The sequence below is a fragment of the uncultured Plantibacter sp. genome (genome assembly GCF_963518075.1).
GTDB classification, from domain to species: domain Bacteria; phylum Actinomycetota; class Actinomycetes; order Actinomycetales; family Microbacteriaceae; genus Plantibacter; species Plantibacter flavus_A.
In genome coordinates this window covers 372,935-391,244 of record NZ_CAUQHZ010000001.1, presented here as the reverse complement: position 1 = coordinate 391,244, position 18,310 = coordinate 372,935, and the positions used below count along the sequence as shown (strand labels likewise).

Annotated in this window: 16 protein-coding genes; 10 read left to right on the top strand and 6 right to left on the bottom strand. The window is 69.9% G+C overall.

The window, feature by feature from the left end; genetic code table 11:
- Nucleotides 1-89 precede the first annotated feature (89 nt).
- The 4 genes from RWN05_RS01920 to RWN05_RS01905 form a co-directional block, all read right to left on the bottom strand.
- On the bottom strand, nt 90-941 hold the full coding sequence (locus tag RWN05_RS01920; protein ID WP_314138124.1) for an ATP-binding cassette domain-containing protein: 852 nt from the start codon (nt 939-941) through the stop codon (nt 90-92).
- Complete coding sequence (locus RWN05_RS01915; RefSeq protein ID WP_314138123.1) at nt 938-2,797, bottom strand: dipeptide/oligopeptide/nickel ABC transporter permease/ATP-binding protein; 1,860 nt, start codon at nt 2,795-2,797, stop codon at nt 938-940. The genes RWN05_RS01920 and RWN05_RS01915 overlap by 4 nt, the downstream gene beginning before the upstream one ends.
- A complete protein-coding gene (locus tag RWN05_RS01910; protein WP_064295411.1) occupies nt 2,794-3,735 on the bottom strand; it encodes an ABC transporter permease in 942 nt (313 codons plus the stop codon). Before RWN05_RS01910 ends, RWN05_RS01915 begins: the two co-directional genes overlap by 4 nt.
- A gap of 207 nt (nt 3,736-3,942) precedes the next feature.
- Complete coding sequence (locus tag RWN05_RS01905; protein ID WP_071261458.1) at nt 3,943-5,463, bottom strand: ABC transporter substrate-binding protein; 1,521 nt, start codon at nt 5,461-5,463, stop codon at nt 3,943-3,945.
- A 247-nt stretch (nt 5,464-5,710) separates the two neighbouring features.
- Here RWN05_RS01905 and RWN05_RS01900 point away from each other — a divergent pair, with 247 nt between their 5' ends.
- Nucleotides 5,711-6,271 (top strand): TetR/AcrR family transcriptional regulator, encoded by a 561-nt coding sequence (locus RWN05_RS01900; RefSeq protein WP_231884345.1) that lies wholly within the window; start codon nt 5,711-5,713, stop codon nt 6,269-6,271.
- Between the two features lie 96 nt (nt 6,272-6,367).
- Here RWN05_RS01900 and RWN05_RS01895 read toward each other — a convergent pair whose 3' ends face one another.
- Nucleotides 6,368-7,498 carry a VanZ family protein gene (locus RWN05_RS01895; RefSeq protein WP_314138120.1) on the bottom strand — a complete coding sequence of 377 codons (1,131 nt, stop codon included), beginning with the start codon at nt 7,496-7,498 and terminating at the stop codon, nt 6,368-6,370.
- Nucleotides 7,499-7,615: 117 nt separating this feature from the next.
- Here RWN05_RS01895 and RWN05_RS01890 point away from each other — a divergent pair, with 117 nt between their 5' ends.
- Nucleotides 7,616-8,215, top strand: a complete 600-nt coding sequence (locus tag RWN05_RS01890) for an NAD(P)H-dependent oxidoreductase (protein WP_314138118.1) — start codon at nt 7,616-7,618, stop codon at nt 8,213-8,215.
- 52 nt (nt 8,216-8,267) lie between these two features.
- Here RWN05_RS01890 and RWN05_RS01885 read toward each other — a convergent pair whose 3' ends face one another.
- Nucleotides 8,268-9,005 (bottom strand): FadR/GntR family transcriptional regulator, encoded by a 738-nt coding sequence (locus RWN05_RS01885; protein WP_314138116.1) that lies wholly within the window; start codon nt 9,003-9,005, stop codon nt 8,268-8,270.
- Nucleotides 9,006-9,145: 140 nt separating this feature from the next.
- On the opposite strand from RWN05_RS01885, the gene RWN05_RS01880 reads away from it, so the two are divergent.
- The 8 genes from RWN05_RS01880 (at nt 9,146) to RWN05_RS01845 (ending at nt 18,213) form a co-directional block, all read left to right on the top strand.
- Nucleotides 9,146-10,525: an MFS transporter gene (locus tag RWN05_RS01880; protein ID WP_231884344.1), complete on the top strand. Its 1,380-nt coding sequence runs from the start codon at nt 9,146-9,148 to the stop codon at nt 10,523-10,525.
- On the top strand, nt 10,522-12,306 hold the full coding sequence (locus RWN05_RS01875; RefSeq protein ID WP_314138113.1) for a dihydroxyacetone kinase family protein: 1,785 nt from the start codon (nt 10,522-10,524) through the stop codon (nt 12,304-12,306). The genes RWN05_RS01880 and RWN05_RS01875 overlap by 4 nt, the downstream gene beginning before the upstream one ends.
- A complete protein-coding gene (locus RWN05_RS01870; protein WP_064295405.1) occupies nt 12,303-12,773 on the top strand; it encodes a ribose-5-phosphate isomerase in 471 nt (156 codons plus the stop codon). Before RWN05_RS01875 ends, RWN05_RS01870 begins: the two co-directional genes overlap by 4 nt.
- Nucleotides 12,773-13,600 (top strand): triose-phosphate isomerase family protein, encoded by an 828-nt coding sequence (locus tag RWN05_RS01865; protein WP_314138111.1) that lies wholly within the window; start codon nt 12,773-12,775, stop codon nt 13,598-13,600. The genes RWN05_RS01870 and RWN05_RS01865 overlap by 1 nt, the downstream gene beginning before the upstream one ends.
- Complete coding sequence (locus RWN05_RS01860) at nt 13,597-14,394, top strand: sugar phosphate isomerase/epimerase family protein (protein WP_314138110.1); 798 nt, start codon at nt 13,597-13,599, stop codon at nt 14,392-14,394. Before RWN05_RS01865 ends, RWN05_RS01860 begins: the two co-directional genes overlap by 4 nt.
- On the top strand, nt 14,391-15,263 hold the full coding sequence (locus RWN05_RS01855; RefSeq protein ID WP_314138109.1) for a phosphogluconate dehydrogenase C-terminal domain-containing protein: 873 nt from the start codon (nt 14,391-14,393) through the stop codon (nt 15,261-15,263). The genes RWN05_RS01860 and RWN05_RS01855 overlap by 4 nt, the downstream gene beginning before the upstream one ends.
- A 234-nt stretch (nt 15,264-15,497) precedes the next feature.
- Nucleotides 15,498-16,250, top strand: a complete 753-nt coding sequence (locus RWN05_RS01850) for an SDR family NAD(P)-dependent oxidoreductase (protein WP_064295403.1) — start codon at nt 15,498-15,500, stop codon at nt 16,248-16,250.
- Nucleotides 16,251-16,260: 10 nt separating this feature from the next.
- Entirely contained in the window at nt 16,261-18,213 is a 1,953-nt protein-coding gene (locus RWN05_RS01845; RefSeq protein ID WP_314138107.1) for a hypothetical protein, read from the top strand.
- The last annotated feature ends 97 nt before the right edge of the window (nt 18,214-18,310 follow it).

Here is an 18,310-nt window from a genome sequence, read left to right as displayed (position 1 = left end):
GACCGATGGTGGGTGGGTCTCGGGAACCGAATGGTGCGCCCGGCCGGCCAGGTTCCTGGCCCCGGCCGACCGGGCGGTCGAAGCGACGGTCAGGCGGCGGACTCCGCCGCACGCTGCTCGTCGATGAGGCGGCGGCGCTCCACCCGGCGGTCCTCCTGGCGGTCCGGGTCGGGGATCGGTGCCGCCATGAACAGGCGCTGCGTGTAGGGGTGGGCCGGGTGCGCCGTCACCTGGTCGCCGTCGCCGGACTCGACGATCTCCCCGTGGTACATGACCGCCACGCGGTGGCTGATGTGCCGGACGACCGCGAGGTCGTGCGAGATGAACAGGTAGGCGACGCCCGTCTGTTCCTGGATGTCGATGAAGAGGTCCAGGACCCGCGCCTGCGTCGACAGGTCGAGGGCCGACACGGGCTCGTCGCACACGATGAGCTTCGGATCGAGGGCGAGCGCCCGGGCGATCGCGATGCGCTGCCGCTGCCCGCCCGAGAACTCGCGGGGGAGCCGTGAGGCCGCGCCGGTAGGCAGCTGCACCTGGTCGAGCAGGGATCCGACGCGCCTGCGGGCGTCGGCACCGGAGACGCCGCGGACGGTGAGCGGCTCGGTGAGGATCTGCTCGATCGTGAGCGAGGGGTTGAGCGAGGAGTACGGGTCCTGGAACACGACCTGGATCTCCGAGCTCAGCGCCCGGCGCTCCTTGCGCTTCAGGTGCCCGATCTCCTGGTCGCGGTAGCGGATGCTGCCGCCGGTGACCGGGGCGAGGCCCAGCACGGCGCGACCGAGCGTGGTCTTGCCGGAGCCGGACTCGCCGACGAGGCCGACCGTCTCACCGGGCTTGATGTCGATCGACACGCCCTTGAGCGCCTTGAAGGACTGGGCGCGGAACCCCTTGCCCGGGTACTCGACTTCGAGGTCCTTCACCTCGAGCAGTGACGACGTCATCGGGTCTCTCCTGTCAGGTTCGTCGCGAGTGTCGGTCGGGCGGGACCCTCGTCGAGGATCGCGCCGAGCAGCGACTGCGTGTACGGGTGCTGCGCGTGGTTGAAGATCGAGCGCACCGGCCCGGTCTCCACGATGAGGCCGTTCTGCATGACCGAGACGCGGTCGCAGAGGTCGGCGACCACACCGAAGTTGTGCGTCACGAGGAGCATCGCCATGTGGCGTTCCGCCTGGAGGTCGCGCAGCAGGTCGAGGACCTCGGCTTGCACGGTCACATCGAGCGCGGTGGTGGGCTCGTCGGCGATGATGATGTCCGGGTCCGTCGAGACGGCGCCGGCGATGAGCACACGCTGCGCCATACCGCCCGAGACCTCGTGCGGGAATGCGGCGAAGGTGCGCTTGGGGTTCGGGATGCCGACCCGCTCGAGCAGGGCGAGTGCCTTGTCCGTCGCCTCCTTCCTGCTGAGGCCGAGGGTGACGCGCAGGGGTTCGACGAGCTGGCTGCCGATCGTGAACGCCGGGTCGAGGTTCGACATCGGCTCCTGCGGGATGTAGCCGATGCGCTTGCCGCGGATGGCCGTGTACTCGCGCTCCCCGAGGGTGTCGAGCCGGGTGCCCTCGTATCGGATCGTCCCGTCGGTGACCCGACCGCCGCGCGGCAGGAGCCCGAGGACACCCCACGCGGTCTGGGTCTTGCCCGAGCCGGACTCACCGATGAGGCCGTGGACCTCGCCCTTGCGGATGTCGAGGTCGACGCCGTGGACGACCTCGGTCACGCGCCCGCCCTCCTGGTCGTAGCCGACGCGGAGGTCGCGGACGCTGAGGACGAGCTCCTCGGCGCGGACGGCGGCGCGGGCGTCGTCGTCGTGGCGGATGGGCGGGACACCGACGATCTCGTCCTCACTGATCCCGGAGGTGCTGATCGACTGCGTGACGATCGTGTTCGAGCCCGTCTTCGACGTCGTCACGATCTTGCGACGGCGCCGACGGACGGACACGGTGCGCTCGAGCTCGTCGCGCATCGCGTTGGCGAGCAGGGTGAGCGCGATGCAGGTGAGCGCGATCGCGAGCGACGGCCAGACCATGAGGATCGGTGCCTTGTAGATGTTCGTGAAGCCGTCGTTGAGCATCGAGCCCCAGGTCGGCACCGACAGGTCGCCGAGACCGAGGAACTCGAGGCCGGACTGGATCGCGATGGCGATGCCCGCGATGATCGCCGACTGGATGATGATCGGTGCGCGGACGACGGAGAGGATGTGCCTGCCGATGATGCGCGGGTCGCTGAGTCCCGAGACCCGGGCGGCGTCGACGTAGAGCTCCGAGCGGACGGCCGTGACCGCCGCGTAGACGAGGCGGAAGTAGGAGGGCGAGAGCAGGATGCCGAAGATCGCCATCGAGATCCAGACCGACGGGCCGAGGACGGCGCGGGCGGCCAGCAGGACGACGATGCCGGGCAGCGCCATGATGAGGCCCGTGAACCACGAGGACACGGAGTCGAACCACCCCTGGTAGTACCCGGCGATCAGTCCGGCGACAACCCCGATGACGATCGCGACGACGAGGGCGAGGAGTGCTGCGGCGACGCTGATCTGGGTGGCGGCGAGCAGGCGGGAGAACACGTCGCGCCCGGCACTGTCCGCTCCGAGGAGGTGGTCGGCACTCGGTGGCGCAAGGACCTGCTGCAGGGACGCGAGGTTCGGGTCCTGCGGGGCGATGAGCGGTCCGAAGATCGCGACGACCCCGATGAGCACGAGGAACACGAGGGACGCGGCGCCGATCGGGCGCTTGAGGAGCCGGCGCAGGAGGTTGACGCGGACCTGCGGGGTCGGGACGGTGAGCGGGGTTTCGATGGCGGTCATGACAGTCGCACCTTCGGGTTGAGCGCAGCCTGCGCGAGGTCGATGAGCAGGTTGACGACGACGACGATGATGGCCGTCGCGATGACGACCCCCATGACGATGGGGATGTCGCCCTGGGTCGTGGCCTGCACGGCGAGTTGACCGATGCCCGGGAGGGCGAAGATCTGCTCGATGATGACGGCGCCGCCGAGGAGGCCGATGAACTGCACGGCGAGGACGGCGAGGGCGGGGCCGCCGGCGTTCCGCAGCACGTGCTTGTAGATGACGCGGCCCGTACCGAGCCCGCGGCTGCGGAGCGTCCGGACGTAGTCCTTCGACATCGCGTCGACGACGGAACCGCGCACCTGCTGCGAGACCGTCGCGATGGCGCCGATCGCGAGGGCGATGATCGGCAATGTCACCGAGGCGACCCAGCCGGAGAAGGACGTGGTGATCGGGATGTACCCGGTGGCTTTGAACAGGCGGAGGTTGATCGCGAAGGTGATGACGAGCACGAGCGCGATGAGGAAGCTGGGGATCGCGAAGCCGATGACGGAGATGAACTGGACGACGTTGTCGATCCATCCACCGCGACGGGCGGCGAGGACACCGAGGATGACGGACACGATCGCGGCGATGATGGTCGCGCCGAGCACGATCGAGAGGGTGACGGCGAGGCGGCCGGTGACGCCCGAGGACACGAGCTGGCCGGTGAACCACGAGCGGCCGAGGTCGCCCTGGAAGGCGGAGGCAATCCAGTCGAGGTACTGCACCGGCAACGGGCGGTCGAGGCCGAGTTCGGCGGCCTTCTTCGCGACGGTCTCGGTGGTGGCGCTCTGGCCGAGGATCCGGCGGGCGATGTCGCCGCCGCCGAGGTAGAGGAGGGAGTACGCGATCACGGAGATCACGAAGATGAGGACGACGCCGGACACCAGGCGTCTGAGGATGAATCCGAGCATGGGTCACTCCAGGAAGTGGGTGAGTGAGGGGTGTTGGGGCCGGCCCGCCCGAGCGCTGGACACTCTGGCGGGCCGGGGTCGATACGACACGTGCGACCGGTCGGTCCCGGTCCCGGAGCCTGTCGACGGCCGGGCCTGCGACGGGTTCCGGTTCCGGTCCCTGAGCCTGTCGAAGGGCGGACCCGCGACAGGCTCAGGACCAGCGGACTACTTCGGCTGGATGTCGTAGATGGACGGGTACGCGTTCGTCGGGATCATCTTGACGGTCGTGTTGGCGTCCGTCGCGAAGCTGCCCTGCACCCGGTAGAACGGGGCGAACCACGCCTGCTCGACGATGTACTGGTTCAGTTCCTTCGCGACCTTGCCCTGCGTCGCCTCATCGCCGTACTGGATCTGCTTGATGTACTCGTCGACCTTCGGGTCGTCGTACTTGAAGGGGTTGAAGACGGCGTTCGGGGCGATCATGAACTGGATGAGCTGCCAGTCCGGGTTCTGCTCCAGCGCCATGAAGGAGACCGGGAACTTCGGGGCCAGGAGGTCGGCGATGAAGTTGTTGCCCGGGTCCGTGTACTCGGCGGTGATCCCGACGTCGGCCAGCTGCTGAGAGATCAGCGTGTAGGTGGTGGCGCCGAGCACCGTGGAGGACGGCATCGAGAGCGTCAGACCGTCGGCGTAACCCGCCTCGGCGAGCAGCTCCTTGGCCTTCTCGGGGTCGTAGCCGTAGCGGTCGTCGAGCGACTTGTCGAAGGCGGGGGAGTTCTCCGGGAAGACCTGACCCGTGACCGTGCCGTTGTCGTTCTGCAGCGCCTTGAGCAGAGCCGGGCGGTCGAACGCGTAGTTGATGGCCTGACGGACGCGGACGTCGGCGATCGCCGGGTTCATCGTGCCGGCGCGGTCGAGGAGCAGCATGCCCTGGAAGTCGAGCTCGTTGGCGTTGACGGTCCAGCCGGCGCCCTCGACCTCGGCGAGGTTGTCGTTGTTCGCGAGCTTGATGCCGTTGACCTCGCCCGACTTGACGGCGTTCAGGCCGGCGGTCGCGTCTTGGAGGACGTTGATGGTCAGCTTGTCGTAGTGCTGCCAGTCCTTGTTCCAGTAGTCGGGGTTCGCGGTGTAGCTGTAGCTCGTGCCGGTGACGGTCGCGGCCGTGTCGAGCACGTACGGTCCGGAGCCGACCGGGTTGGTGGCGAGGTCGGGGCTGTCGAACGACTCCGCGCTGGCGATCAGGCCGGGGTCGCGGGTGAGGTAGTTGAGCATGGCCGGGTCCGGCGCGCTCAGGGTGATGACCACGGTGGTGTCGTCGGGCGCCTCGACGGAGGCGACACCCGCGAAGTAGCCGGCGTCGGGGGAGGTGCCGGTCTTGAAGCGCTCGAGGTTCTGCTTGACGACGTCGGCGGTGAGCTTCGACTTGTCGGTGAAGGTGACGTCGTCGCGGATCTTGAGGGTCAGGACGGTGTTGTCGTCGTTGTACTCGTAGGAGGTCGCGAGCGACGGCACGATCTCGCCGTCGGCTGTGGCGACGAGCAGGGTGTCGAAGACGGCCTGGTAGAAGGGCGAGCGGTTGCCCCATTCGGAGCCGGCCGGGTCGAACGTGGTGGGGGGAGTGATCGCACCCAGGATCAGGGTGCCACCGGAGCCGCTGTCAGAGCCGGAGGTGCTACCGGAGCATCCGGTGAGCACGAGTGCAGCAGCGGTGACCGCGACGGCTGCGGTCGTCTTCCATCGGAACATCTTTGTCCATTCGCTGTGAGCAATCCCTCATCGGATCGCTGGTGATTGAGGACGCTAGCACGAAAGCCGAGTGGTCACTAGCTTTTTGTTTTCGACCATGTCACAGTTGGATCACGACCAGGCCGCGGCGTTCGACGGGGAACGCGCTATCGTGAAGCCGTCCGAAGGGGGAGGTCGTCCGATGACATCGGTCAAGACCGGGAACAAGCCGCAGGGGAAGCCCCGCGGTGCATATGCGAAAACCGGTATGAAGCGCGTCGCGATCCTCGACGCCGCGCTCGCCGTCTTCGCCAACGGGGGATATCGCGCGGGTTCGCTTCGGGAGGTGGCCGCGCAGGTGGGGATGAGCGAGGCAGGACTCCTGCACCACTTCCCGAACAAGAGCGCGCTGCTCGCCGCCGTGCTGTCCCACCGCGACGACCTCTCGGCGACGCTCGTCCCGATGGACGGCGACGACCCGATCGAGACGCTCCGGGGGCTGGTCGCACTCGCCCGGTACAACGCTTCCGTGCCCGGCGTGGTCGCGCTCTACTGCACGCTCTCGGCGGAGGCGACCTCGCCCGACCACCCGGCGCACGACTACTTCGTCGAGCGCTACGAGGGCACGCGCGCGCGGCTCGAGCGCACCTTCGGGTTGCTCGTCTCCGCAGGACGCGTGCGGGCCGGCTTCCCCACCACCAGCGCGGCCTTCATGACCCTCGCGCTCATGGACGGCCTGCAGGTGCAGTGGCTGCTCGCGCCGGAGTCGGTCGACATGGCGGACGAGCTCCACGCCTTCCTGTCGGGGCTCCTCGGTACCGAGCTCTAGGCGCCGAGCGGCCGGCGCGGCACCAGGAGGTCCGCCCCTGGGCAGGAGCCTTCGAGCGAGTGGGTCCTGCTGCGGCGCTGATCTCCTGCTGTCGCGCTACGGCGTCGTCGCCCGTGCGTCGCGCAGGTCCGCGCCGACGGAGACGTACGAGACGCCGCGGCGGTGCCGGGTGAACGGTACGGAGACGACGGCCGTGGCGACGATGACGAAGCTGAGGATCCCGATGATCCCGACGATCGTCTGCGTGAGGCCGCTCGCGGCGTCGGGTATCTGCGCGGCGGTCGTCGTGGCGATGTACGGCAGGGCAACGACGGACCCGCGGTAGAGGCGGCGAGCCGCCGATCCGCGTCCGTCCGGCCACTGCGGAGCGAGCCAGACGAGGCGTTGCCCGAGCGACGCACCGCTCCCGATGAGCGCCGGCAGCACGATCACGAGGACGACCGTGCCAGCGCCGATGCTGAGCACCTCGGGCAGCGTCGGGTCGTTGGCGGTCCCGGTCGCACCCGTGAGCAGGACGCGTGGGACGACGAACACGAGCGACAGCACCGTGATCGACAGGTTCACGGCGAACGCGTCGAGGACCATACCGAACCAGCGTCGCCAGACGGTGATCGGTCGCGCCCGGTCGCGGGTGGCGCGAAGGGCTCGCGCGCTCGGCATCCACCCGAGGACGATCGGGGCGATGAGCGCTCCGATCGCGGCGCCCGCCGTGTTCGTGATCACGTCGTCGACGTCCGCCACCCGGTAGGCGCATTCGTACAAGCCCCAGATGCCCGTGTACTGCGTCGACTCGATCAGCAGGGAGACGAGCGCCCCGAGCAGGATGGAGACACCGAGCCCACGGTTCCAGTACCGCCGCGCGATGGCGCCGAACGGGATGAACAGGATCACGTTCAGGACGACCTGCAGGAACGCGTGGCTCGTCAGCGTGCTCAGGACCGAGAGCCCGGCGGTCTCCCGTGCGATGTCACCGATCGAGTGACCGGGGATCAGCTCGAGCGCCCCGTGGGCCGTGCTGCAGTTCGCGCGCTCATCGGGCAGTGGCAGCAGCGTGTAGGCGACGAGGGCCACCGCGTAGACACTGACCGCCGCAGCACCGATCACCCGAGGGAGCGACATCTGGCCGTAGCGACGGAGCTGCACGAGCAGAAGAGGACCGAGGACGGCGAAGAAGATCACCGTGCCGCCGACGAGTCCGACCCACGCCTGCCATGTCCACCCGCTCATTCCGACAACTGTAGGGCGCTCGCCGCGCCGTCGGCATCAGTCGGCGGACGGACCCCGGTCATCCTGCAGAGGGTGCCGAACGGCGGATCCCGCGCTCGATGCAGGCGATGATGGAGTGTGCCGACGCTCATCGTGACCACCCATCCCGACCCCGACTCCCTCACCCATCACCTCGCCCACCGGCTCGCGCAGGAGCTGCGCTCGACCTCGGACCCGGCCGGCGTCGAGGTCGCGGACCTGGCTGCGGAGGGCTTCGACCCGCGGTACACGCTCGCGGACCGCCACACCTACCGCGTCGGCGGGGACTTCACCCCGGACGTGGCCGCCGAGCAGGAGCGGCTCGACCGGGCCACCGACCTCGTGCTCGTGTTCCCGGTGTACTGGTGGTCGACGCCCGCGCTCCTCAAGGGCTGGTTCGACCGCGTCTTCGTCAACGGCTGGGCGTTCGGCCTCGACGCGGACGGCGGGATCGTCCGGAAGCTCGACCGCCTGCGTGTGCACCTCGTGCCGATCGCGGGCGACGACGCCGGGGTCTACGACCGCCACGGCTACGAGCAGGCGATGCGGACGCAGCTCGAGCACGGCATCGTCGACTTCTGTGGCGCTCGCCGCGGCGTGACGACCTTCCTCCATGACTCGGAGGGCGAGGACGCCGACGCGCGAACGCGCGCGGTCGAGGCCGCGGTGGGCACGGTCGTCGAGGCGATCCGCGCCTGACCGCCCTTGGACGGCTCAGAGACCAGGCCCGGTCACTGAGCCTGTCGAAGTGCTACGCCGTGAGGGTGCGGTTGAGGCGCTCGGTCGCGGTGTCCATGTGGTGCTGCATCGCAGCCGTGGCCGCCGCGGGGTCGCCCGACATGATCGCCTCGTAGACGGCCTCGTGCTCCTCGAAGGCGCGCTGGGCGTCGACGTCATCGTGGATGCCGCGCTCCACCCAGATGCGGAGGAGCGAGCGGATGCTCTGCAGGAGGTCGGAGAGCACGCGGTTCCCGGTGGCCGAGGCGAGCTCCAGGTGGAACTTCAGGTCGGCCTCGATGAACTTGGTGCGATTGGCGCCCGCCTCGCTCATGGCGGTGAGGTGGTTGCGCAGCCGGTTGCGTGCCATGTCGTCCATGCGCGTCGCGGCGAGGCCAGCAGCGAAGACCTCCAGCTGACCGCGCACCTCGATGAGTTCGCGGGTCCGCGGCTCGCCGAGCATGAGGCCCCAGCTGAGCGTCTCGGGGAGGAGCTCGGAGACGCTGCCGCGGAGGTAGGTGCCGCTGCCCGGGCGGACGTCGACGACGCCCAGGATCTCGAGCGCCGCCAGGGCCTCACGGACGGCGGACCGCCCGATGCCGAGGGACGCGGCGAGCTGACGCTCCGGTGGGAGGCGGGTCCCCGGGGCGATCTCACCGCTCGTGAAGTGGTCGAGCAGGCGCTTCGCGACGGCGGAGACGGCGGATCCCACGGCGACCGGTCCGAGGCTGGACGAGATGTCGTCGGTCGGCCGATCCGGGAACGCAGGCATGGGTTCACTGTATCGCGGCGGGTCGGCATGCCCGGAGCCCACTGCTTGAATTGGTCAACCGGTTGATGTATCGTTCATTCCGGTCCGGCCCGGACCACGCCCTGCCCGCGGCATCGATGCCGCCCACCCGAGGAGTCATAGTGGACACCACCGCCCCCGCGGCCAACCCGGCTGTCGAGCGATCAGCCATCCGGAAGGTCTCGATCCGTCTCGTGCCGTTCGTGGCGCTGATGTTCTTCATCAACTACCTGGACCGCACCGCGATCGGCTTCGCCGCCCCCAACGGCATGAACGAGGACCTCGCGCTCTCCGCCGCCCAGTTCGGCTTCGCGTCCGGCGTCTTCTTCATCGGCTACATCCTGCTCGAGGTGCCCAGCAACCTCGCGCTCAACAAGTTCGGTGCCCGCCGCTGGCTCGCCCGCATCATGGTCACCTGGGGTATCGTCGCGGTCCTGTTCACCTGGGTCGCCAACTTCGAGCAGCTCGCGATCCTCCGCTTCGTGCTCGGTGTCGCCGAAGCCGGTTTCTTCCCCGGAGCGATCCTCTTCCTGAGCCTCTGGGTCCCGGCCAAGCACCGCAGTAAGATCCTCGCCCTCTTCTACCTGGCGCAGCCGCTCACCACCGTCATCGGCGCACCCCTCGCCGGGTGGCTCATCGGTCAGCACGGCGTGTTCTTCGGTCTCGAGGGCTGGCGCTTCATGTTCCTCGGCGTCGGGCTCCCGGCCATCCTCATCGGTGTCATCGCCTGGTTCTACCTGAAGGACCGTCCGTCCGAGGCCAAGTGGCTCACCCCCGAGGAGCAGACCTGGCTCACCGCGGCTCTCGCACACGAGAAGGCCACCACCGAGCAGAAGCAGGGCCACGTCAGCCTCAAGCACGCGTTCACGAGCGGTCGCGTCTGGATGCTCGCGTTCATCTACTTCGGCTTCATCTACGGCCTCTACGCGCTCGGCTTCTTCCTCCCCACGATCATCGAGGGCTTCCAGGAGACGTTCGGAACCGAGTTCAACGTCATGCAGAAGGGCCTCATCACGGCGATCCCGTACGTGCCGGCCGCCATCGCCCTGTACTTCTGGTCTCGTGACGCGACGCGCCGTGGCCTGAAGACCTGGCACATCGTGATCCCCGCGATCGTCGGTGCCGTGAGCATCCCGCTCGCGCTCTTCGCCAACTCGCCCGCCCTCACCATCGCGATCATCGCGGTCACCGCCATGGCGATCTTCGCCGCGCTGCCGAACTTCTGGACGCTGCCCACGCAGTTCCTCACCGGTGCGGCAGCGGCCGCTGGTATCGCGCTCATCAACACGGTCGGCAACCTCGCCGGGTTCTCGGCGCCGTACATCACCGGTGCCGTCGCGGACCTCACCAAGGTCGGCGACACCCCGCAGTACGTCGTCCCGATGTTCATCGTCGGTGGCTTCATGATGATCTCCGCCACGCTCATGGTGATCCTCTCGAAGCAGCGGAGCTCTCGCGAGCTGCGCGTCTCGCACGACGACCTCACGGGTAAGACCCGATGACGCGCCTCTTCAACGACCCGGCGGACTTCGCCGATGAGATGATCGACGGCTTCGTCGCCGCGAACCGTGACCAGGTCCGGCGCGTGACCGGTGGTGTCGTCCGGAGCACCCGGACGCCCGAGGGCACGGTCGCGCTCGTCATCGGCGGTGGCTCCGGCCACTACCCGGCGTTCGGCGGCATCGTCGGCCAGGGCCTCGCGCACGGTGCGGCGATGGGCAACCTGTTCGCGTCGCCGTCCGCCCATCAGGTCGAGTCGGTCGCGAAGGCGGCGCAGCGCGGGGGCGGCGTCCTCCTCAGCTACGGCAACTACGCGGGCGACGTGCTCCACTTCACCCAGGCGCAGGACGCGCTGAATGCGGCGGGCATCCCCACCCGCAGCGTCGCCGTCACCGACGACATCTCGAGCGCGCCCCTCGCCGAGAAACACAAGCGTCGCGGTATCGCGGGCGACCTCACCGTCTTCAAGTCGGCCGCCGCCGCGGCCGAGGCGGGCTACGACCTCGACGAGGTCGTCCGCGTCGCCACCCACGCGAACGAGCGCACCCGGTCCTTCGGCGTCGCGTTCAGCGGCTGCACCCTGCCGGGCGCGACCGAGCCGCTGTTCACCGTGCCCGAGGGGCGCATGGCGGTCGGCATGGGCATCCACGGCGAGCCCGGCATCGACGAGACCGACGTGCCGACGGCCGATGAACTCGCCACGCTGCTCGTCTCCTCGCTGCTCGCGGAACTGCCCGAGGGTGTCTCCGAGGCCACCGGCGCTCGCGTCGGCGTCATCCTCAACGGCCTCGGCTCGGTGAAGTACGAGGAACTGTTCGTCGTCTACCGTGCGGTCGCCGCGCAGCTCGAGGCCGCAGGGGTGGAGATCGTCGACCCCGAGGTCGGCGAGCTCGTCACGAGCTTCGACATGGCCGGCGTCTCGCTCACGCTCTTCTGGTTGGACGAGGAGCTCGAGGGCTTCTGGGCTGCCGGTGCCGACACCCCCGCCTACCGCAAGGGCGTCGTCGCAGCGGCCGAACAGCTCGACCCGTCGGAGATCGTCGCCGAGACGGCTGCCGAGATCCCCGCCGCCTCCGACGCGTCCCGGGCCGCCGCCGCGGTCGTGGTCGAGGCCCTCGACGCGCTCGTCCAGGTCATCGACACGAACGTCGAGGAGCTCGGCCGGATCGACGCCGTCGCGGGCGACGGTGACCACGGCATCGGCATGCAGCGCGGTGCTCGTGCCGCCGTCACCGCCGCACACGCCGCCGCCGATGCCGGGGCCGGTGCCCACACCGTCCTGCACCTGGCCGGCGACGCCTGGGCGGACCGCGCCGGCGGCACGTCCGGTGCCCTGTGGGGCCTCGCGCTCCGCTCGGTCGGAACCGCCCTCGGTGACGAGGCCGCACCAGGGCGCACCGACGTCGCGACCGGCGTGCAGGCCGCGGTCGACGGCATCATGTCGTTCGGCAAGGCCGAGGTCGGACAGAAGACGATGGTCGACGCGCTCGTGCCGTTCACCACCACGTTGCGTGCAGCCGTCGCCGACGGTTCCGACCTCGTCGCCGCTTGGACGACCGCCGCTGCGGCTGCCTCGACCGCTGCCGCTGAGACCGCGGACCTCCTGCCGAAGATGGGCCGCGCCCGTCCGCACGCGGAGAAGAGCCTCGGTACGGTCGACGCCGGTGCCTACTCGTTCGGCCTCATCGTCACGGCGATCGTCCCCGTCCTCGAGCGCGCCGCCGGCACCACTACGCCGGACGGCTCCACCAGCACCACCACCAACGAAGGAGTACACGCATGACCGATCAGCTGCGCATCGTCATCGGCTCGGATGACGCCGGGTTCGACTACAAGGAGATCGTCAAGCGCGACCTCGAGCAGCACGACGGCGTCGCCTCGCTCGTCGACGTGGGCGTGGACGCCGACGGCCACACCGCCTACCCGCGCGTCGCGATCGCCGCAGCGGAACTCGTCGCGTCCGGCCAGGCCGACCGCGCGCTCCTCTTCTGCGGCACCGGTCTGGGCGTCGCGATCGCCGCCAACAAGGTCGCCGGCATCCGCGCCGTCACGGCACACGACAGCTTCTCGGTCGAGCGCGGTGTCCTCAGCAACAACGCGCAGGTCCTGACGATGGGCCAGCGCGTCATCGGCATCGAGCTCGCCCGCCGCCTCGTCCGCGAGTGGCTCACCTACCGCTTCGACGAGACCAGCGCGAGTGCCGAGAAGGTCGCCGTCATCGGTGAGTACGAGGCGACGGGCTCCTGCTGATGACCGCCTCCCCGTCGACCGCGCCCAGGTCGACCGCGCCCCGCGTGGTCGGCGTGAGCCTGAAGATGTACTTCGGCCACGCGCAGACCCTCGAGTGGATCGAGCAGGTCGGCGCCTTGGCCCGTCGGCACGAGGCCGTGGTCGATGGTCGCGTGCGACTGTTCGTCATCCCCGGCTACCTCGCGGTCGCGCCGTCGGTGGCGGCCCTCGCCGGGACGGGCGTGCTGGTCGGAGCGCAGGACCTCGCGAGCGCGGACCGTGGCGCGTTCACCGGTGAGGTCGGCGGCCCCGAGCTCGCCGAGGTCGGCGTCGCCGTGGTCGAGGTCGGCCACGCGGAACGCCGCTCCCTCTTCGGCGAGACCGACGAGGTCGTCGCCGAGAAGACCGCCGCCGCCCTGCGCAACGGCATCTCGCCCGTGCTCTGCATCGGCGAGGTCGAGCGCACGACGCCCGAAGCGGCTGCGACGGAGTGCGTGCGCCAGCTGGACTCCGCGCTCGCCGACGCCGTGGCGGGACCGGTGATCGTCGCCTACGAGCCCGTCTGGGCGATCGGTGCGGCTGAACCCGCGTCTGCCGAGTACGTGCGAGCCGTCGGCGCGATCCTGAAGCAATCGATCACCGCGCGACCCGATCGTGTCGGCAGCTCCGTCATCTACGGCGGCAGTGCGGGTCCCGGTCTGCTGACCGCGCTCGGAGACGACGTCGACGGTGTGTTCCTCGGGCGCTTCGCCCACGACGTCGCGGCGCTCGAGGCCGTGCTCGACGAGGCCCTTCGACAGGCTCAGGATGGCACCCTCCGACAGGCTCAGGGACCGAGGACAGCATGATCGGCTTCGGCACCTACACCTTCTTCTGGGAGGGCTCCGAGCTCGCTCCCGAGCGCTTGAGCGTCATCGGCATGATCGAGCGCACGGCCGACGCCGGCGTCGAGCTCTTCCAGATCTGCGACGACGCCCGCATCGAGTCGATGTCCGACGAGGAACTGCGCCGGATCGCCGAGGTCGCCCGCGAGCGCGGGGTCGCCCTCGAACTCGGGACGAAGGGGATCGCGGTCGCGCACCTCGAACGCTTCCTCCACATCGCCACCGTGCTGGGCGCGAAGCTCCTGCGCAGCATGGCGACCTCCGGCGACGACCGGCCGTCACACACCGACGCCGTCGATCGACTCCGCACGGTGCTTCCGGCGTTCGAGGCGGCCGGCGTGACGATCGCACTCGAGACCTACGAGCAGCTGTCGTCGCAGGAGCTCGTCGACCTCGTGACCGCCGTCGACCACCCGAACCTCGGCATCTGCCTCGACCCCGCCAACACCGTCGCCCGGCTCGAACACCCGAGTGACGTCATCGAGCGCACCGCTCCGTACGTCCGCAACATCCACGTCAAGGACTTCGCATTCACCCGCCGGGGCGGCTGGGTCGGCTTCACCCTCGAGGGTGCCCCGCTCGGCACCGGCCTGCTCGACTACCCAGCCCTCACCGCCGTCGTCCGACCGGACGAGCGCGGCGTCAACCAGATCATCGAACACTGGCTCCCGCTCGGGGACTCCATCACGGAGACGATCGAGCTCGAGCGCACGTGGACCGCACACAACCTGCAGTACCTGAGAGAAGGAAGATCATGACCGACACCACCACCGTCGCGGACCAGCTCACCATCGCCGTCATCGGCGCGGGCGGCAAGATGGGCATGCGCGTCTCCAACAACCTCGTGAAGACCAACCACACCGTCTTCTACAGCGAGGTGTCGCCCGCCGGCCAGGAGCGTGTGACCGAGGCCGGCCGCGAGCTCACCGAGACCGACGCGGCCGTCACCGACGCCGACGTCGTCATCCTCGCCGTCCCGGACCTCGCCCTGAAGGCCGTGTCCGCCGGCGTCGTCCCGCTCATGAAGTCGGGCGCCGTGCTCCTCACGCTCGACCCGGCCGCCGCGTACGCGGGTCTGCTGACGCGTCGCGACGACGTCATCCAGGCCGTCACGCACCCCTGCCACCCGTCGGTCTTCGTCGAGCGCCACACGCCCGAGGAGTACGCGGACACCTTCGGTGGCATCGCCGCCCTCCAGGACGCCATCGCCGCGATCGAGTCCGACGACGCCGAGAAGCAGGCGCAGGTCGAGGCCGTCGTCCGGGCGATCTTCGCCCCCGTCGGCGAGGTCCACTGGGTCACGGTCAAGCAGCTCGCGCAGCTCGAACCGACCCTCGTGGAGACGATCGCCTGCATGATCGGCGCGCTCCTCAAGGAGTCGCTCGACGAGGCCGTCAACACCATGGGCGTGCCGGAGCCGGCCGCCCGCGCGATCCTCCTCGGCCACACGCAGGTCGCCCTCGCGAACTCGCTCAAGGGCGACAACCCGTTCTCCGACGCGTGCCTCATCGCGATGGACTACGGCCGCAGCGCGATCATCAAGGACGACTGGAAGAAGGTCTTCCAGGACGACGAGCTCGACAAGAACCTCGCCGCCATGCTCCACCTCGACAAGATCGAGCGGTAGCCCGCTTCCCCAACTGTTCGCAATTCAGGACGTGCCCGGCGCGTCGGCCCGCTCCCTCCCCCGATCCGGGTCGGCGCGCCGCGGCCGTCCTGAATTGCGAACGTCACATGCGGTCAACCGGTTGTGCCGGATAGGCTGCAGACGACCCGATGTCGCACCCGCGACAGCCATTGCGACACCCGAGACGACACCCGCGACACCACCCCCGCAACACCGCACGAGAGACAGGCGACGATGACTGGACGACTTGCAGGAAAGACCGCGCTCGTGACGGGTGCCGGATCGGGGATCGGACGTTCGGTCGCCGAGCGGTTCGCTCGTGAGGATGCCGCCGTCGTCTTCTCCGACCGCGACATCCAGGCCGCCCGTGATGCGGCGGCACCCTTCCCGACCGCTATCGCCGTGCGACTCGACATCGCCGACGAAGCGAGCGTCGAGGCCGCCTTCGCGGTCATGGACGCCGCCGGCAAGACCCCGGACGTCGTCGTCGCGAACGCCGGCGTACAGCTCTTCGGCCAGGACGCGAAGATCGCCGACCTCGACCTCGAGGTCTGGCAGCGCACGGTCGACATCAACCTCACCGGCACCTTCCTCACGACCAAGCACGCCGTCCGCGCCATGCTCGGCCGCGGCGGCTCGATCATCCTCACGGGCAGCCCGACCGGGCTCAACGGCGAGGGCGCCGACTTCACGGCATACAGCTCCACGAAGGCCGGGATCCACGGCCTCGGCCGGACCGTCGCCGCGGCCTACGCCGATCAGGGCATCCGCGTGAACACCGTCGTCCCCGGCTACACGGAGACCCCGCTCGTCACCGCGATCTCCGGCGACCCGGAGTCGCGTGCCGCCATCGTCGGGCGCATCCCGCTCGGTCGTCCCGGCCAGGCCTCGGACGTCGAGGGCATCATGGTGTACCTCGCCAGCGACGAGTCGAGCTTCGCCACCGGAGCGACCTTCCGGGTCGACGGCGGCATGACGAGCCTCTGAGCCGACGATCATGACCTCGCGTTCGGGAACCGCCTTCCGCGTCGCATCCGACCTCCTGCTCGACCGCGAGCGTGACGCCCTCGCCGTCGGCCGGGGGCCCTGGTCGGCCTCGCTCCGCGGCTCGGAGCTCGACGACATCGCCTTCGACGGCGAGCCCGTGCTGCGCAGCATCCGCTTCGTCGTCCGCGACCAGGACTGGAAGACACTGCCCGTCATCGTCGACGCGGTCGACCGCACGACGAGCGGCCTGGCCCTGCGCGGCCGGGTCGGCGACGATGGCGAGACCGTCGCCTGGTCCCTGTCGGTCGACCTCGGAGCGTCGACACTGCGGGTCGCCGTCCGGGCCGAGGTGACCGCCGCGTTCCGGCGCGCGCGCATCGGTCTCATCGTGCTGCAGTCACCGGCGCTCGCCGGCACCGAGCTCGTCGTCGGCCACCCGGAGGGGTCCACGACGACCGTGCGCCTCCCGGAGCACGTCGCTCCGCATCAGCCGGCGATCCGCATCGGGTCCCTCGCCTGGACCGGCGACCGCGTCGCGACCACGGTCCGCTTCAGCGGTGACGTCTTCGAGATGGAGGACCAGCGCAACTGGACCGACGCCTCGTTCAAGACCTATTCGACGCCCCTCTCGCTGCCGTTCCCCGTCGCACTGGCGGTCGGTGACGTCGTGGAGCAGTCCGTCGAGGTCAGCTGTGCACGGGTCGGCGCTGCCGAGCCAGCCGACGCCCCACTGGCGACGCCGCTCGCCGTCACCGTCGTGTCCGAGACAGAGCTCGCGGGGCAACGAGAGGACCCGGTCCCTGAGCCTGTCGAAGGGCGGATCGGCGCACCACTCGACGGCACCATCCCCACGATCTGGACCTCGGTGTCGAGTGACGCCGACGGCGGCCGCGCGGGCGCCGAGATCCCGGACACGATCACCGGGATCCTCGTGGAGATCGACCCGACGAACCAGGACTGGCCGGCCATCCTCGATCGCGCCGTGCGCCAGGCCGGCGGCGGGCCCCTCGACCTCCGACTCGTGCTCGGGACGGGCGAGGAGGCCGAGCCGGTGCTGCGGCGGCTGCGTGACGCGGCCGTGCCCGTCGTGCGCGTCGGGGCGTTCCATCGCCGGACCCACCTCTCGGAGGTCACGCTGTTGACCGCGCTCGGCGAGGTCCTGCGAACCCTGTGGGCCGAGGTCCCGACGCCGCAGCCCGAGCTCGTCGGCGGCACGCGCGCGCACTTCACGGAGCTCAACCGCAACCACGCGCGTCTCGAGCGCTGGGTGGGCCCGGTGGCCTTCAGCATCACGCCGTTCATGCACGACCGTGGCGGGCACCAGCTCGTCGAATCGCTCGGCATGCAGGCGGTCGTCGTGGCGGACGCCGTGAGGATCGCCGATGGCCGCCCGCTGCACGTCGGGCCGGTCACGCTCGGCGCCCGCTACAACGCGGTCGCGACCACGCGGGCCAGCGCCGGTGACTCCCGCGACTCGGAACTCCGCGCGGGCTTCGGTGCCGAGCACGTACCCGGCGCGACGGATTGTCGGCAGTCGGCGGAGGCGCTCGGTGCCTGGGTCGTCGGCAGTGTCGCGGCGCTGGCCGTCTCCGGGGTCGAATCGTTGTCGTACTTCGAGGCGACCGGACCGCGTGGGCTCGTCGCGGCCGACGGGACGCTCACGGCTGCCGGCCGGGTGCTCGGGTGGATCGCCGAGCTCAGCGGACGGCAGCGCGTCGCGGTCGAGATCGGCGGGGTGTCGCTCGGTGCCGGGTCGTCCGTCGCCGGGCCACCCGTCTCGTCGGCCGGTGTGACCGCGATCGCCGCCGTCGATGCCGCAGGCGAGACCGTCGTGATCCTCGGCAACCTCGGCGAGACACCAGTGCGGGTCATCCTGACCGGCGCGTCCGAGCCGCGCGCCGTGGACCTCGCTGCGGGTGCGGTCGCCCGGGTCGTCATCACGGCTCCCGTCCCCGGTTCGTAACTCCTGCATCCCGGGCGCGTACCCGGGGCCGGGCTGCTCCTGGGCGGTGTTCTGACCGACCAGCAGGAGTTGTGCGCAGCGCATCCCGGTCGCAGCG

Coding starts and splice junctions, on each gene's coding strand:
- RWN05_RS01920 (WP_314138124.1), bottom strand. CDS start 941: ATGACGTCGTCACTGCTCGAGGTGAAGGACCTCGAAGTCGAGTACCCG.
- RWN05_RS01915 (WP_314138123.1), bottom strand. CDS start 2,797: ATGACCGCCATCGAAACCCCGCTCACCGTCCCGACCCCGCAGGTCCGC.
- RWN05_RS01910 (WP_064295411.1), bottom strand. CDS start 3,735: ATGCTCGGATTCATCCTCAGACGCCTGGTGTCCGGCGTCGTCCTCATC.
- RWN05_RS01905 (WP_071261458.1), bottom strand. CDS start 5,463: ATGTTCCGATGGAAGACGACCGCAGCCGTCGCGGTCACCGCTGCTGCA.
- RWN05_RS01900 (WP_231884345.1), top strand. CDS start 5,711: ATGAAGCGCGTCGCGATCCTCGACGCCGCGCTCGCCGTCTTCGCCAAC.
- RWN05_RS01895 (WP_314138120.1), bottom strand. CDS start 7,498: ATGAGCGGGTGGACATGGCAGGCGTGGGTCGGACTCGTCGGCGGCACG.
- RWN05_RS01885 (WP_314138116.1), bottom strand. CDS start 9,005: ATGCCTGCGTTCCCGGATCGGCCGACCGACGACATCTCGTCCAGCCTC.
- RWN05_RS01875 (WP_314138113.1), top strand. CDS start 10,522: ATGACGCGCCTCTTCAACGACCCGGCGGACTTCGCCGATGAGATGATC.
- RWN05_RS01870 (WP_064295405.1), top strand. CDS start 12,303: ATGACCGATCAGCTGCGCATCGTCATCGGCTCGGATGACGCCGGGTTC.
- RWN05_RS01865 (WP_314138111.1), top strand. CDS start 12,773: ATGACCGCCTCCCCGTCGACCGCGCCCAGGTCGACCGCGCCCCGCGTG.
- RWN05_RS01860 (WP_314138110.1), top strand. CDS start 13,597: ATGATCGGCTTCGGCACCTACACCTTCTTCTGGGAGGGCTCCGAGCTC.
- RWN05_RS01855 (WP_314138109.1), top strand. CDS start 14,391: ATGACCGACACCACCACCGTCGCGGACCAGCTCACCATCGCCGTCATC.
- RWN05_RS01850 (WP_064295403.1), top strand. CDS start 15,498: ATGACTGGACGACTTGCAGGAAAGACCGCGCTCGTGACGGGTGCCGGA.
- RWN05_RS01845 (WP_314138107.1), top strand. CDS start 16,261: ATGACCTCGCGTTCGGGAACCGCCTTCCGCGTCGCATCCGACCTCCTG.